Source organism: Pseudomonas sp. Marseille-Q8238 (genome assembly GCF_965111915.1).
This window is the reverse complement of record NZ_CBCOPI010000001.1, coordinates 2,988,289-3,003,765: the sequence shown is the minus strand read 5'-3', so window position 1 is coordinate 3,003,765 and position 15,477 is coordinate 2,988,289. Positions and strand designations below refer to the sequence as shown.

The following is a 15,477-nucleotide window of genomic DNA, read 5'->3' as shown; positions in this document are numbered from 1 at the left end:
GTAGGTGTTTGCTTCAATGGGGATACAAGATAGTGCGGTGTTCGGGGGAAGGCAAGTCGACTGATGCGAACAGCCTGTGGATAAATCTGTGGGTTACTTTGGGGTAAGTTCGGCAAGGCCGCGCGAATGCTGGGATTACCCACTCCAGACCGTTCGTCGTGCATGGCGGTGCTTTTTCTACGCGGCTTGACGGGTTGTTTTTGTCAATCGTATAGACACTATATGTAGGGTTTTTATGACAATTCGCCATACGCCTGTAAAGGATGCCGCTTATGCGCCGAATCCTGGGCCTATGGCGGCGCAAGCGCGCCGTAGAGCGGGGCACGTTGCTACAATGCCGGCCGGTTTTGAGTACGCGGTTTACAGGAGGGGTGCGTGGAGCAAGAAGCCTGGCAGATCCTGATTGTCGAGGACGATCAACGGCTGGCCGAATTGACCCGGGAGTACCTGGAGAGCAATGGCCTGAAAGTCGATATCGAGTCCGATGGCGCCAAGGCGGCCGCCCGCATTCTCAAGGAACAGCCGGACCTGGTGGTGCTCGACCTGATGCTGCCGGGCGAGGATGGCCTGTCCATCTGCCGCAAGGTGCGCAGCCGCTATGATCGCCCGATCCTGATGCTCACCGCGCGTACCGACGACATGGACGAGGTGCTTGGCCTGGAAATGGGCGCCGACGATTACGTGTGCAAACCGGTACGCCCGCGTGTGCTGCTGGCGCGCATCCGTGCGCTGTTGCGCCGCCGCGAGGGTAGTGAGGCGCCGGCGGAGAGCCAGCGCCGCCTGGAGTTTGGCCAGTTGGTCATCGACAGCGCCTTGCGCGAGGCCTGGCTGAGAGAGCAGAGCATCGAGCTGACCAGTGCCGAGTTCGACCTGTTATGGCTGTTGGCTGCCAACGCGGGGCGCATTCTTTCTCGTGAGGAAATCTTCACCGCCTTGCGGGGTATCGAATATGACGGTCAGGATCGCTCCATCGATGTGCGCATTTCCCGCATTCGTCCGAAAATCGGCGACGATCCCATGCACCCTCGTTTGATCAAGACCGTACGCAGCAAGGGGTATCTGTTCGTGCGCGAAGCGCTCGAAGGGCTGGCCTGAGTGAGCGGGGCGTCGGTATTCCCGCGATTCACCACGCCGCGCTTCATCCTGCGGGAAATCCAGCAGGCGGATATCGAGGCTGTTTATAAAGGCTTGTCCGATCCGCAGGTGATCCGCCATTACGGCGTGTCCTTCCATTCGCTCGAAGCCACGCAGGTGCAGATGGACTGGTACCGCGAATTGCAGGAGCAGAGCGAGGGCCTGTGGTGGGGCATCTGCCGGGCGGAAACTCCCGATGAATTGATCGGTGCCTGCGGTTTCAATGATTGGTCCATCGAGCATCGGCATATCGAACTGGGCTACTGGCTCTTGCCGGGGTTCTGGCGTTCAGGGGTCATGGCCGAGTGCCTGCCGGCGATCATCCGACATGCCTTCACGGCAATGGGTGTTCACCGGGTCGAGGCGGTGGTGGAGCCGGAGAACGTGGCCAGCACGCGGGTGCTGGAAAAGCTCGGTTTCATCCATGAGGGCACGCGGCGTGAGTGCGAGCTGAAACAGGGGCGTTTTCTCAGCCTGGCCAGCTATGGCCTGCTGGTGACGGAGTGGGGCGGCTGACACCGTGATGAACTCGATCTTCCTGCGCATCTATGGCGGCATCATCGCGGCCCTGGTGCTGGTGGCGCTGCTGGGTGTCGGTGCGCTGCAGCTGACCAACGATGTGCGCAGCGATCAGTATCGCGAGGAGCTGGCACGCGGCACCTTCCGCCTGATGGCCGATAATCTGGAGCGCATGGAGGAGGTGGACCGGCGTCGAGCGCTGGTGACCTGGAGCCGTCTGCTCGGGGTGCCGTTGACCCTGGAGCAACTGGGTAGCGAACCGCTGGATGGGCGCGCACGCGGGCAGTTGTTGCGCGGGCAGGTGCTGGTGGAACAGACCGGCCCGCATGCGGCGATAGTCTATAGCCTGGTCAGCGCGGCGGAGAAACTGGTGCTGACTGCTGAGATCGAGCAGATCAGCGAGCAGTTGGCGCGGGCCACCGTGTACCTGTTGATGGATGAGCTGGTGCGTTACCCGATCGTCGAGCAGCCCAGGCGCCTGGCGGAACTCAAGGCGGCCAAGCAGTTTGGCTACGAGTTGCGCCTGGTGACGCTGGAAAAGGTTGATCTCGATGACGACCAGCGGCGCCGGGTCGAGGAGGGCGATACGGTATTGGCGCTGGGTAAGGGCGGTGATTCGATCCGCGTGATTGCCGGGATGGTCGGTACGCCCTGGGTGCTGGAAGTCGGCCCGCTGTATCAGATGAACCCTTATCCGACCGAGCTGCTGGTCCTGGTCGGGGTGCTCGGCCTGAGCCTGACCGGGCTGATTCTGTACCTGCTGGTACGCCGCCTGGAACGCCGGCTGGAAGGGCTGGAGCAGGCGGCTTCGCTGCTCGCCAGTGGCCAACTGGATACGCGAGTGCCCAGCCTGGGTACCGACTCTGTAGGGCGTCTGGCGTCGGCGTTCAATGCCATGGCCGAGCAGTTGCAGCGCTTGCTTGGCATGCAGCGGGAAATGGTCCGTGCGGTATCCCATGAATTGCGCACGCCGGTGGCGCGGCTGCGCTTCGGCCTGGAAATGATCGGTGATGCGGAGAATGATCAGGCCCGGCTCAAGTACATGACCGGGATGGACAGCGACATTCAGGAGCTCGACAAACTGGTCGATGAAATGCTGGTGTATGCGCGTCTGGAGCAGGGCTCGCCGGCGTTGAACTACGAGGCGGTCGACCTGCGCGCCATGCTGGAGCAGGTGATCGACGAGCTGGCGCCGTTGCGCGGCAATGTGCGCATCGAACTCGGAGCCTCGCAGGACGCGCCTGAGGGCGGCGGGGCGATCATCGAGGCTGAACCGCGCTACCTGCACCGGGCGCTGCTCAACCTGGTCAGCAACGCGATGCGTCATGCCGACTCGCATGTGCGACTGTCCTATCGCATCGGTCCGCGCCGCTGCCGGGTGGACGTGGAGGATGATGGCCCCGGTATTCCCGAAGCAGCCTGGGAGCGGGTTTTCGCCCCCTTCCTGCGCCTGGACGACAGCCGTACCCGCGCTTCGGGCGGGCATGGTCTGGGCTTGTCCATCGTGCGCCGCATCATCTATTGGCACGCTGGGCGTGCCTCGATCAGTCGCAGTCCTTCGCTGGGTGGCGCGCAGTTCTCCCTGGTCTGGCCGCGACAGCAGGAAGGTGGACTGCACGGCTGATACCGTTCGGCAAACTTCATCAAACTGTCATCGATCTGTGGCAGCGCGCTGTAACGCATGACGGCAGACTTGCGCCTCATTGGGGGTCTGCGTGTCGGGTGTTTGCATGCGTGTGGTGATGTTTCTGGCCATGGTGTTGGCCGCTCTGCCGTGTTTCGCGGCTTCCCGTTGCGATGTCGATACGCCGGTGGCGATGGCCGCGGTGGGCGAGGTGCGCCTGGCCTACCAGAGCGTGGGGCGCGAACAGGACCCGGCTCTGTTGCTGGTGATGGGCCTGGGTGGGCAATTGATCCACTGGCCGGACGAAGTGGTGACGCGTCTATGCGAGCAGGGCTTCCGGGTGATTCGCTTCGATAACCGTGATGTAGGGCTTTCTACCTGGGCGCATCCGCCAGCATCTGCCAATCTGGCCTACGAGGCCCTGCGTTACCGCCTGGGTCTGAGTGTTAGCGCGCCCTATAGCCTGCGTGACATGGCCGGCGACGGCCTGGGGCTGATGGATGTGCTGGGCATCCAGCGTTTTCATGTGTTGGGTGCCAGCATGGGCGGGATGATTGCCCAGCACATGGCCGATATCGCTCCGCAGCGTGTGGAAAGCCTGACCCTGGTGATGACCAGTTCCGGCGCACCTGGGCTCCCCGCACCTCAGGCCGCCTTGCTGTCGCTGCTGGCCCGGCGCGAGGCGCCGAATCGCGAAGCGGCCATCGCCCAGCAGGCGGACCTGCTCGCGGCACTGGGCAGCCCGCAGGTGAGCGTGGATCGTCCACTCCTGCTGCGTGAGGCTGCGCGTGCCTATGACCGGGCGTTCAACCCACAGGGCGTGCAGCGGCAGATCCTGGCGATCCTGGCGGAACCGAGCCGGGTCGAACTGCTCAATCGCCTGCATGTCCCGGCGCTGGTGGTACACGGCACCGCCGATCCGCTGCTGCCGGTGATGCATGGCGTGCACGTGGCCGCGCATCTCAAGGGCAGCCAGTTGGCGTTGATTCCCGGTCTGGCGCATCGTTTCCAGGCGGCCTTCAAGGAACCGCTGCTGGCGGTGGTGATTCCCTACCTGCAGGTGCATCGCCTGGATGGCGAGCCGCGTCTGGCGCAGAGAAACGAAGCGAGGGCTCATTCGCTGTAGAGTGGTTCGTCAGCTCATGCCAACGTTTCAGCGGTTCCGATTTGTTTAGGGAGCGCCGTATGTTCACCACTGGCGATGTCTATCAGATGCATGCAGCCTTCAGACGCCAGCAGCCAGCGCTTGCCGGCAGTTGCTCAGATAATCGCGGAGGCGTTTCTGTTGTCCGGGCGTCATGAACAGGCCGAGTTTGGTGCGGCGCCAGAGGATGTCTTCGGCTTCCACTGCCCACTCCTCGTGGCGCAGGTAGTCCACTTCACGGGCATACAGCCCGGCACCGAGCGATTCGCCAAGGTCGCCCAACTGTTGTACCCCGTCCAGTAGGCGCCAGGTGCGGGTGCCGTAGGTGCCGGCCCAGCGCTGCGCAAGGTCGTGTGGCAGCCAGGGGTGCCGCGTGCAGAGTTGTTCGACCAGTGTGGCGCGGCTGCTCATCTGTTCTCCGCCTGGTAGCGGCGTGTCTGCCGTCCAGCTTGGGCGCAGGTGAGGGAAGTAGGGGGCTAGGTGTTGGAGCGCGGATTCGGCCAGTTTGCGGTAGGTGGTCAATTTGCCTCCGAACACGGAGAGCAGCGGGGACTCGCCAGGTTGGGCGCTGAGGGCGAGGGTGTAGTCGCGGGTAACGGCGGCCGGGTCATCCGATTCGTCGTCGCATAGCGGGCGTACACCCGAGTAGGTGTGCACGATATCGCTGCGGCTGATCGGTCGCTTGAAGTGGGCATTGACCACCTTCAGCAGGTAGTCGATTTCTTCGTCGTTGATGCTCACCTTGGCCGGGTCGCCGTGGTATTCGCGGTCAGTGGTGCCGATCAGGCTGAGGCGCTCCAGCCACGGGATGACGAAGACGATGCGCTGGTCTTCGTTCTGCAGAATGTAGGCCTGATCATTGTCATGCAGGCGTGGCACGACGATGTGGCTGCCCTGGATCAGGCGGATGCCGTAGGGGGCTTTTTGCTTGAGGTCGTCCTCGATGAAGCGGGCCACCCAGGGGCCGGCGGCATTCACCAGTGCGCGGGCGCGAATGGAAAAGAGACTGCCATCGGCACGTTCCAGGTGCAGGTGCCACAAGCCCTTGCTGCGCCGTGCGCTGACACAGCGGGTGCGGGTGTGGACGTGGGCGCGATGCTCGCGGGCGGCCATGGCGTTGAGCACGACCAGGCGCGCATCATCCACCCAGCAATCGGAGTATTCGAAGCCGCGGCTGATCGAGGTCTGCAGCGGGCTGCCCGGGCCAAAGCGCACGCCATGCGAACCGGCCAGTTGCTCGCGTTTGCCCAGGTGGTCGTAGAGGAACAGCCCGGCACGGATCATCCAGGCCGGGCGCAGGTGCGGGCGGTGCGGCAGGATGAAGCGCATCGGCTTGACGATGTGCGGAGCCTTGGCCAATAGCACTTCGCGCTCGGCGAGAGCTTCGCGCACCAGACGGAACTCATAGTGCTCCAGATAACGCAGGCCGCCGTGGATCAGCTTGCTGCTGGCCGAAGAGGTGTGGCTGGCCAAGTCGTCGCGCTCGCAGAGGAATACCGACAGCCCACGCCCGGCGGCATCGGCGGCGATGCCGGTGCCGTTGATACCGCCACCCACGACGGCCAGGTCATAGATTTCAGCGAGAGGAGGCGTCGGTCTGTCGGACATGGCGGGCACCAGGAATATTTGAATGTGAACATTTAAATGTTCGATATCGAAAATATGCTAGCTGAAGGAGGCTGCTTTGGCCAGTCTTGTAAAGATTGGCCGCGCAAGGCTGCACAGGTATCAGTAGGGCTCGGAAATCAGCCTGATTGGGTGATCACACCCTATACGACGATAAGCTGGATCTTGTGCTCGTTGACCTGGCGAAGCAGGGCCGCCGAAGGCGGGGCGGCGTCGGTGTAGACGCGGTCCACCAGGCTGATCGGGCCCAGGCGCACCACGGCGTTGCGGCCGAACTTGCTGGAGTCGGCGGCGAGGAACACCTGACGTGCATTGTCGATGATGGCTTGTGAGACGCGAACTTCCTGGTAGTCGAAGTCCAGCAGGCTGCCGTCTTCGTCAATGCCGCTGATGCCGACCAAGGCAAAGTCGACCTTGAACTGGCTAATGAAATCCACGGCAGCCTGGCCGACTACGCCGCCGTCGCTACGCACTGTCCCGCCGGCGACCAGCACCTCGAAGTCGGCCTTGGCGCTGAGCTGGGCCGCTACGTGCAGGTTGTTGGTGATCACTTTGAGGCCCTTGTGGTTGAGCAGGGCGCGGGCGATGGCTTCGGTGGTGGTGCCGATGTTGATGAACAGCGAGGCGTGGTCGGGAATCTGCGCGGCGATGGCCTCGGCAATGCGCTGCTTGTCCTCGCGCATTTGCCCGGCACGCATGGCGTAGGCGGTGTTCTGGATGCTCGAGCTTTCGCTGGCCGCTCCGCCGTGGGTGCGTCGAAGCAGGCCCTGTTCGGCCAACTGATTGATGTCGCGGCGGATGGTCTGCGGGGTGACGGCAAAGGCCTGGGCCAACTCGTCGATACTGACATAGCCGCGTTCGCGGGCGTGTTCGAGGATGCTGTGCTGGCGGGGTGGAAGGCTCATGGTGGCGTCCGGATTATTTCGCGCGGCATTATAGCCAGGTGCTGCGGGCGGCGACGTTTCTGCCCTGCTACTCATGGTAGCCACGATCACCGCTGCGTGATGTTAAGGACTGCTTCCCGCAGTTTTTTCGGCTAAGGTAGCGCAATTCTCCACTGATTTTCACATTCGAACATGACACCCGCCATCGATCTATTGAAAAAGGCCAAGGCCGAACATCACGTGCACAGTTACCAGCATGACCCCAAGGCTGCATCCTATGGCCTGGAGGCGGCGGAAAAGCTGGGTCTGGACCCTGCGCGTGTGTTCAAGACCCTGCTGGCTGCCAGCGAAAAGGGCGAACTGTTGGTGGCGGTGGTGCCGGTAGTTGGCAGCCTCGACCTCAAGGCCCTTGCCCAGGCTGCTGGGGTGAAGAAGGTCGATATGGCCGACCCGCACGCGGCGCAGCGCAGCACGGGGTATCTGGTCGGTGGCATCAGCCCGTTGGGGCAGAAGAAGCGCTTGCGCACTTTTATCGACGTATCGGCGCAGCAGTATCCAACCCTGTATGTCAGCGCAGGACGCCGTGGCCTGGAGGTAGAGCTGAGCGCTGACTTGCTGGCGCTGCACACCCAGGGGCATTTCGCCCATATCGGCCGCGAGTGATTCTCTAGGAGCGCGCTCTGCTCGCGAATGACCCCTGACAGTCGCCCCTTCGCGAGCAGAGCTCGCTCTTATTGACTGGCACCGCTTGAATGCACCGTATAACAACAAGGAAATCCTGCATGTCCCACTACCTGCTTGCCATCGACCAGGGCACCACCAGTTCACGTGCCATCGTTTTCAGTGCCCAGGGGTTGCCATTGGCGCGCGCCCAGCAGGAGTTCAAGCAGTACTTTCCCAAGGATGGCTGGGTCGAGCATGACGCCGAGGAAATCTGGCTGACCACGCTCAAGGTCTGTCGCGAGGCGCTGGCGCAGAAGGGTTTGAAGGCCGAGGACGTTCGGGCCATCGGCATCACCAACCAGCGTGAGACCACCATCGTCTGGGATGCAACGACAGGCATGCCAATCCATCCAGCCATCGTCTGGCAGGATCGACGCACAGCGGACTATTGCGCCGAGCTCAAGGCGGCAGGCCATGAAGAGCGTGTCGCCGAGCGCAGCGGCCTGTTGATTGATCCCTATTTCTCTGCGACCAAGCTGCGGTGGACCCTGGATAACGTGCCGGGTGCTCGTGAGCGCGCCGAGCGGGGCGAGTTGCGCTTCGGCACCGTTGACTGTTTTCTCCTGTGGCGCCTGACCGGGGGCGCGGTGCACCGCACGGATGCCAGCAATGCCTCGCGCACCCTGCTGTTCAACATTCACACGCAGGAATGGGACGACGACCTGCTCGCACTGTTCGACATTCCACGCAGCCTGCTGCCGGAGGTGCTCGATTGCGCCGCTGATTTCGGCAGTACCGAGGCCAGCCTGTTCGGCGCCTCGATTCCCGTGCTGGGCATGGCCGGGGACCAGCAGGCCGCGTTGATCGGCCAGGCCTGTTTCGAACGGGGGATGGTCAAGAGTACCTACGGTACAGGGTGCTTCATGATTCAGAACACCGGCAGTACGCCGGTGGTGTCGAAGAACCGCCTGCTGACCACGGTTGCTTATCGTCTCAACGGCAAGGTCACCTATGCGGTGGAGGGCAGCATCTTCGTTGCCGGGGCGGCGGTGCAGTGGCTGCGTGACGGCATCAAACTGATCAGCGATGCGCGGGATACCGAGCCGCTGGCGGAGCAGACCGGTGATTCCTGTGGGGTCTACCTGGTGCCTGCATTTACTGGCCTCGGTGCGCCGTACTGGGACCCGAAGGCCCGGGGCGCCATCTTCGGCCTGACCCGGGACACCGGGATCAAGGAGATCGTCACGGCCGGGTTGCAGTCGGTTTGCTACCAGACCCGCGACCTGCTTGAGGCGATGCGCCAGGACGGTGGCGCCGAGCTCAGCGCTCTGCGGGTAGATGGTGGCATGGTGGTCAACAACTGGGTCATGCAGTTCCTGGCCGATATCCTCGGGGTACCCGTGGAACGACCAGAAGTGACCGAGACCACGGCGCTCGGCGTGGCCTACCTGGCGGGCATGCAGGCCGGCCTGTACCGCGACCTCGACGAGATCGCCAGCCACTGGCACCGCCAGCAGCGCTTCGTGCCGCGTATCGACGAATCCCACCGTCAGGGGCTGTATGCCGGTTGGCTGGATGCGGTCAAGCGGGTGCGCAGCGAGGGCTGAGTGTGAGCGCTCGGCGTTGCAGGGCGATCGATATGAGGTGTTGTCGTCAGCTGTAACGCTGCTTTTTTCTGAGGACTGTATCGGGCGCCTGACGCGCACGTGCGGCATGCTACTGGCACTGTGACAGGAGTTTTGCCATGCGCCTTGCGTTTCACCAGATCGATGCCTTTACCCAGCAACCCTTCAGCGGCAACCCGGCGGTGGTCTATCGGCTGGACACCTGGTTGTCCGACAACCTGATGCAACAGATCGCTGCCGAACATAACCAGGCCGAGACAGCCTTCGTCGTGCGCGAAGGCGAGCACTGGCATATCCGCTGGTTTACCCCAGCAGCTGAAGTGCCGTTATGTGGCCATGCGACCTTGGCCACCGCTCATGTGCTGTTCGAGGTCTACGGCGAGCCCGGTGAGCGTCTGGCCTTCACTTGCAAGTCCGGCGCCTTGGCGGTGAGCCGGGAGACGGATCGGCTGGTGCTGGACTTCCCGGTCGCGCGCGTGGCGGATGTTCCCGTGAGTGCCGAACTGGAGCGGGCGCTGGGTGTGCCGGTTGTTGCGGCCCAGCAGGGCAATGAGTTGCTGGCGGTGCTGGAATCCGAGCAGGCGGTACGTGCGTGTCGCCCAGACTTTGTGGCACTCGCTCAGTTACCTGGGCTGGGGGTGATCATCACCGCGCCCGGCGAGCAGCATGATTTCGTCTCGCGCTATTTCGCGCCGGCCATCGGTATCAACGAAGACCCGGTGACCGGTTCTACCCATTGTTTGCTGGTGCCGTACTGGGCGAAGCGCCTGGGGCGCAATGAGCTTAAGGCGTTCCAGTGCTCGGCCCGGGGTGGTGAGTTGCACTGTCGGCTGGAGGGGGAGCGAGTGAAGATCGCCGGTCACGCTGTTTTAGTGGCTAGCGGCACCCTGCATCTGTAGGGTCTCGCTTGATCGGCAGTGCTGTGACGTGTGCTGCTCTGGGCGGCAACAGGATCAGTTGCTGCTGAAGCGTCGAACGCCGGCTTCTGCCAGGTTGACCTGTGCCGCTACGCTGCCCTGGGCGGGGAACACCACCAGGTGGTCCGCGGCGATACGAATGCCCACCTGCTGTCCGGGCAGGTGGTCGGCATGGCTGGGGAAGATGGCTTCCAGCTGGGTGCCGGTGGGCAGTTGCAGGCGATACAGGGTGGCAGCACCGAGGAAGGTCTTGCCGACGATGTGGGCCTTCAGCTCGCTCTCCGGGGCATAGACGATATCGTCTGGACGCAGCAACACGTCCACGGCGCTGCCGGTGGCCCAGGTGTATGCACGGTTGCCACGGATTACGCCCAGCTCGGTCTGCACCGTATCCGGGGTCAGCAGCTGGCCACGAATGAAATAGCCCTGGCCGACGAAGCTGGCCACGAACGGGGTCAGGGGTTCGTGGTAGAGGTTGAACGGGGTATCCCATTGCTCCAGATGGCCTTCCTTGAACACGCCAACATGGTCGCTGACGGCGAAGGCTTCTTCCTGGTCGTGGGTTACCAGAATGGCGCTGGTGCCGCGGGCTTTGAGGATGTCGCGCACCTCGTGGCTGAGGCGGCGGCGCAGCTCGCCATCGAGGTTGGAGAAGGGTTCGTCGAGCAACAGCAACTGTGGCTCTGGCGCCAAGGCGCGGGCCAGTGAAACGCGTTGCTGCTGGCCGCCCGACAACTCGTGGGGATAACGCTTGCCCAGGTTGCCCAGGTTGACCAGCTCCAGCAGCTCGGCGGTGATCTGCTCGCGCTGTGGGTGCTTGCGAATGCCGAAGGCGACGTTGTCGGCCACGCACAGATGCGGGAACAGCGCGTAATCCTGGAACACCATGCCGATGCGGCGCTTTTCCGGGGCGAGGGTGAAGCCGGCGCGGGAAATGACTTCGCCGGCCAGCTGGATTTCACCTTCGATGACTGGCTCGAAGCCGGCAATGGCGCGCAGGGTGGTGGTCTTGCCGCAGCCCGATGGGCCCAGCAGGCAACCGATATCGCCTGCGTTGAGGTGCAGGTTGAGCTGCTGCACCACGGGGTGTTCATGGTAGCCGCACGCCAGGTTACGCAGGCTGAGCAGCAGGGAATGGCTCATGATTGCACCGGATTGACGAGGAATTCGAGCAGCGCCTTCTGTGCATGCAGACGGTTTTCCGCCTGGTCCCACGCCAGCGAGCGGGGGTCGTCGAGCAGGTCTTCGCTGATCTCCTCGCCGCGATGGGCCGGCAGGCAGTGCAGGAAGATCACCGATGGATCGGCGGCATCGAGCAGGGCACGGTCGACCTGATAAGGCTTGAACAGGGCCAGACGCTCGGCTGCTTCTTCTTCCTGCCCCATGGAGGTCCATACGTCGGTGCTGACCAGGTGGGCACCGGCCACGGCTTCGCGCGGATCACGGACGATCTGCACGCGGTCGCCGGCCTGGGCGAGAAACTCGGCCTTGGGCTCATAGCCGACCGGGCAGGCTACGCGCAGCTGGAAGTCGAACTGCTGCGCGGCTTCTATATAGGAGTTGCACATGTTGTTGCCGTCGCCGACCCAGGCTACTGTCTTGCCCTGGATCGAGCCGCGCTGCTCGATAAAGGTTTGCATGTCGGCCAGCAACTGGCAGGGGTGCAGGTCATCGGACAGGCCATTGATCACGGGCACCGTTGAGTATTCGGCGAACTCGGTGAGGGTGCTGTGGGCGAAGGTACGGATCATCACCACGTCGAGCATGCGCGAAATAACCCGCGCGCTGTCGGAGATCGGTTCGCCACGGCCGAGCTGGGTATCGCGCGGCGACAGGAAGATGGCCTGGCCGCCGAGTTGGATCATGCCGGCCTCGAAGGACAGGCGGGTACGGGTCGAGGCTTTTTCGAAAACCATCCCCAGCACGCGGTTCTTCAGGGGTTCGAGGAGAACGTTGCGGCGGCGCAGGTCCTTCAGCTCGATGGCTCGACGGAGCAGGTCGCCCAGTTCCTGGGGAGTGCAATCCATCAACGAGAGAAAGTGCCGAGCGCTCATCATGACTACCTTTGTTCAACAACGATTCGCCATTTCCGGGGGCAGGGTTTTCGAGAGAAAAGCAGACCGGACAGCGGCTGGAGCCGCATGGAGGCGACAAACGGGGAAGGCGGATCTTATAAGCAAACCTTGCGCAGGAGCAAATGAGCGCCATGCAACTGCCTGAAATGGAGCGATTTTTCACACGCTCCGGCCATATAGATGAGCTATCGGCATGCCTGATGACGCCCGATTCATGGGGCTTGGGCCTGTGGTCAAGTGAACTCGGGGCGGCCATAGTCTAGAAATCGACCTGACCGGTCGACTCGAATACCTATAAGAGGCCAGGCCATGACCAAGACCCTCCATCACCGTGCATGCCATCTGTGTGAAGCCATTTGTGGCCTGACCATCGAGACCGAGATACAGGCGGACGGCGTCACGCAGATCCGTTCGATCAAGGGTGACGCCCAGGATAGCTTCAGTCGTGGGCATATCTGCCCCAAGGCCGTGGCCCTGCAAGACATCCAGAATGATCCTGATCGGATTCGCCAGCCCATGCGGCGTATCGGAGAGCAGTGGCAGGCCATTGGTTGGGATGAGGCGTTTGCGTTGGTGGCCGAGCGCCTGGCGGCGATTCAAGAGCTTCATGGCAAGAATGCCGTGGCGGTCTATCAGGGTAACCCCAGCGTGCATAACTACGGCCTGATGACCCACAGCAACTACTTTCTCGGCCAGTTGAAGACCCGTAATCGCTTTTCGGCGACCTCGGTGGATCAGCTGCCTCATCACCTCACCAGCTACCTGATGTACGGCCATGGCTTGCTGCTGCCGATCCCGGATATCGATCACACGGCTTTCATGCTCATCCTGGGCGGGAATCCGTTGGCATCCAACGGCAGCATCATGACCGTGCCGGATGTAGAGAAACGCCTGAAAGCGCTAAAGGCGCGAGGCGGCAAGCTGGTGGTGGTCGACCCGCGTCGCAGTGAGACGGCGGCGATGGCTGACCAGCATGTGTTCGTTCGCCCCGGTAACGACGCGGCCTTGTTGCTTGGTTTGCTCAATACCCTGTTCGACGAGGGCCTGACCCGCACGAGCCATCTACCGGTGAACGGGTTGGATGAAGTGCGCCGTGCCATTGCGCCATTCCGCGCCGAGGTCATAAGTGAGCGCTGTGGCGTGCCGGCCGACACGATTCGCCAGTTGGCCCGCGACTTTGCCGCCGCCGAATCGGCGGTGTGCTACGGGCGCATGGGCGTTTCCACCCAGGCCTTTGGCAGCCTGTGCCATTGGCTGATCCAACTGATCAATCTGGTGACCGGCAACCTCGATCGACCAGGCGGCGCGCTGTGTACCACGCCGGCGGTCGATCTGGTGGCGACTACCGCAGGTGGTCATTTCAATGCCTGGCAAAGTCGGGTCTCCGGTTTGCCCGAGTACGGCGGCGAACTGCCAGTTGCGGCGTTGGCCGAGGAAATGCTCACGCCAGGGGAAGGGCAGGTACGAGCGCTGATCACCGTTGCCGGTAATCCGGTGCTGTCCACGCCCAATGGTCGCCAGCTCGAACAGGCGCTGGAAGGACTGGAGTTCATGCTCAGCATCGATCTCTATATCAACGAAACCACACGCCATGCCGACCTGATCCTGCCATCGACCGCGCCACTGGAACACGATCATTACGACACCACCTTCAACCTGTTCGCGGTGCGCAACGTCACCCGCTTCAACGAGGCGGTGCTGGCGAAACCTGAAGGCTCACTGCACGACTGGGAGATATTCGTCGGCCTGGCGCAGGCTTTTGCCGCGCGAACCGGCAACACGCTCAAGCCGACCATGGCGCCTGAGCAGATGATCGACCTGGGACTGCGTTACGGCCCTTATGGGGAGCAGTCGGCACACAAGCTCAACCTGGCAGCGCTGCGTGAACAGCCCCACGGCATCGACCTCGGGCCATTGGTGCCGAACCTGGCCGGCCGCTTGAAAACACCCTCGGCGCAGGTTGAGGCAGCACCAGCGCAATTGGTGGCGGACCTGCAGCGTTTCGCCTTGCCGCCGCAATCGCAGCGTGGCGAGCTGATCCTTATCGGGCGCCGGCATGTACGCAGCAACAACTCATGGATGCACAACTATCACCGCCTGGTCAAAGGCAAGCCGCGCCATCAGTTACTGATGCACCCTGAGGACATGGCCGGTCGTGGCCTGGCCGATGGGCAGCGGGTCCGGGTGCGTTCGCGGGTCGGCATGGTCGAGGTAGAAGTAGCTGCCAGTGACGACATGATGCCGGGCGTGGTCAGTCTGCCGCATGGCTGGGGCCATGCACGCCCCGGCGTGCGCATGGACATCGCCAGCGCCCAACCGGGCGCCAGTGCCAATGACCTGACCGATGAGCGTCAGCTTGATGCGCTTTCGGGTAACGCAGCGCTGAATGGCGTGCCGGTGCAGGTCGAGGCGGCCTAGGACTAGTTGACGTTTGGTCATGAATGGGCCGGATCGAGGCGGTTGTGAACATTCGGCCTTTGCGTTTCATGACGCGCCGATTGGTGGGCTGAAGCCCACCCTACGCAGGGTGCAGAATTTGTAGGGTGGGCTTTAGCCCACCAGTTGCAGAGTCCGCAACGGCCTAAAGAGGCCTATCCGAGGGCTGGATTGAAAATACATTTCCAACCGATTCAATGAGTTGGAGCGAACCGCCAACACGCCCTCGTGATTTGCGAGAGGGTGCAGGTCAGCCCTGACAGGCACGCTCTTGCTGTTCCGGTGGGCGGATCATGGATGGCGCCTGCTTTGTCTCCTGCTCTCGTTGACACGTACGCGAACATGCATGCCCGAGCCCGCAACTGGGTTTTTCGGTTACAATCGCGCCATTGCGCCCGGCACGGGTCCGGGGACGTTTAGACGAGGTGAGTCGTGGATATTATCGATACCATCAAAGAGCAGATCGCCAACAACACCATCCTGCTGTACATGAAAGGCTCGCCGAACGCGCCGCAGTGCGGTTTCTCGTCGCGCGCCGCGCAGGTGGTGATGGCCTGTGGCGAGAAGTTCGCCTACGTGGACATCCTGCAAAATCCGGAAATCCGCGCCAACCTGCCCAAGTACGCCAACTGGCCGACCTTCCCGCAGCTGTGGGTCGGTGGTGAGCTGGTCGGTGGTAGCGACATCATGACCGAGATGTTCGAGAAGGGTGAGCTGCAGACCCTGATCAAGGAAGCGGCGCAGAAAGCCAGCGCCGAGTAAGCATTACCGCGCGTTGTAGCGTCATTGAAAGCCCCGCCATTGCGGGGCTTTTTGTTTTCAGGGTCGCG

General features: G+C 62.7%; 13 protein-coding genes. 9 read left to right on the top strand and 4 right to left on the bottom strand.

The genetic code is table 11. The features are described 5' to 3' along the window. The first annotated feature begins 375 nt into the window (after positions 1 to 375). From ACWPW0_RS13950 to ACWPW0_RS13935, 4 genes are all read left to right on the top strand, one after another. Entirely contained in the window at positions 376 to 1,095 is a 720-nt protein-coding gene (locus tag ACWPW0_RS13950; RefSeq protein WP_454255625.1) for a response regulator, read from the top strand. Then, positions 1,096 to 1,650 (top strand): GNAT family N-acetyltransferase, encoded by a 555-nt coding sequence (locus ACWPW0_RS13945; RefSeq protein WP_454255624.1) that lies wholly within the window; start codon positions 1,096 to 1,098, stop codon positions 1,648 to 1,650. A gap of 7 nt (positions 1,651 to 1,657) precedes the next feature. Further along, positions 1,658 to 3,277, top strand: a complete 1,620-nt coding sequence (locus tag ACWPW0_RS13940; RefSeq protein WP_454255623.1) for an ATP-binding protein — start codon at positions 1,658 to 1,660, stop codon at positions 3,275 to 3,277. 106 nt (positions 3,278 to 3,383) lie between these two features. Beyond that, positions 3,384 to 4,403 (top strand): alpha/beta fold hydrolase, encoded by a 1,020-nt coding sequence (locus ACWPW0_RS13935; RefSeq protein ID WP_454255622.1) that lies wholly within the window; start codon positions 3,384 to 3,386, stop codon positions 4,401 to 4,403. Positions 4,404 to 4,502: 99 nt separating this feature from the next. On the opposite strand, the gene glpD is transcribed toward ACWPW0_RS13935, so the two are convergent. Together glpD and ACWPW0_RS13925 are read right to left on the bottom strand one after the other, a co-directional pair. Next, complete coding sequence (gene glpD, locus ACWPW0_RS13930) at positions 4,503 to 6,029, bottom strand: glycerol-3-phosphate dehydrogenase (RefSeq protein WP_454255621.1); 1,527 nt, start codon at positions 6,027 to 6,029, stop codon at positions 4,503 to 4,505. Positions 6,030 to 6,190: 161 nt separating this feature from the next. Continuing rightward, positions 6,191 to 6,952 carry a DeoR/GlpR family DNA-binding transcription regulator gene (locus ACWPW0_RS13925; RefSeq protein ID WP_454255620.1) on the bottom strand — a complete coding sequence of 254 codons (762 nt, stop codon included), beginning with the start codon at positions 6,950 to 6,952 and terminating at the stop codon, positions 6,191 to 6,193. A gap of 171 nt (positions 6,953 to 7,123) precedes the next feature. Here ACWPW0_RS13925 and ybaK point away from each other — a divergent pair, with 171 nt between their 5' ends. The 3 genes from ybaK (at position 7,124) to ACWPW0_RS13910 (ending at position 10,118) form a co-directional block, all read left to right on the top strand. Further along, positions 7,124 to 7,594 (top strand): Cys-tRNA(Pro) deacylase, encoded by a 471-nt coding sequence (gene ybaK, locus ACWPW0_RS13920; protein WP_447592413.1) that lies wholly within the window; start codon positions 7,124 to 7,126, stop codon positions 7,592 to 7,594. Between the two features lie 119 nt (positions 7,595 to 7,713). Further along, entirely contained in the window at positions 7,714 to 9,201 is a 1,488-nt protein-coding gene (gene glpK, locus ACWPW0_RS13915) for a glycerol kinase GlpK (protein ID WP_454255619.1), read from the top strand. A gap of 137 nt (positions 9,202 to 9,338) precedes the next feature. After that, complete coding sequence (locus ACWPW0_RS13910) at positions 9,339 to 10,118, top strand: PhzF family phenazine biosynthesis protein (RefSeq protein WP_454255618.1); 780 nt, start codon at positions 9,339 to 9,341, stop codon at positions 10,116 to 10,118. A 54-nt stretch (positions 10,119 to 10,172) separates the two neighbouring features. Here ACWPW0_RS13910 and ACWPW0_RS13905 read toward each other — a convergent pair whose 3' ends face one another. Both ACWPW0_RS13905 and argF read right to left on the bottom strand, forming a co-directional pair. Further along, a complete protein-coding gene (locus tag ACWPW0_RS13905; protein ID WP_454255617.1) occupies positions 10,173 to 11,279 on the bottom strand; it encodes an ABC transporter ATP-binding protein in 1,107 nt (368 codons plus the stop codon). Further along, entirely contained in the window at positions 11,276 to 12,190 is a 915-nt protein-coding gene (gene argF, locus ACWPW0_RS13900; RefSeq protein WP_454255616.1) for an ornithine carbamoyltransferase, read from the bottom strand. The genes ACWPW0_RS13905 and argF overlap by 4 nt, the downstream gene beginning before the upstream one ends. A 330-nt stretch (positions 12,191 to 12,520) precedes the next feature. Between argF and ACWPW0_RS13895 the strand changes: the two genes are divergently transcribed. Both ACWPW0_RS13895 and grxD read left to right on the top strand, forming a co-directional pair. Then, a complete protein-coding gene (locus ACWPW0_RS13895) occupies positions 12,521 to 14,629 on the top strand; it encodes a molybdopterin oxidoreductase family protein (RefSeq protein WP_454255615.1) in 2,109 nt (702 codons plus the stop codon). Positions 14,630 to 15,079: 450 nt separating this feature from the next. Beyond that, entirely contained in the window at positions 15,080 to 15,409 is a 330-nt protein-coding gene (grxD, locus tag ACWPW0_RS13890; protein ID WP_447592403.1) for a Grx4 family monothiol glutaredoxin, read from the top strand. Positions 15,410 to 15,477 lie beyond the last annotated feature (68 nt).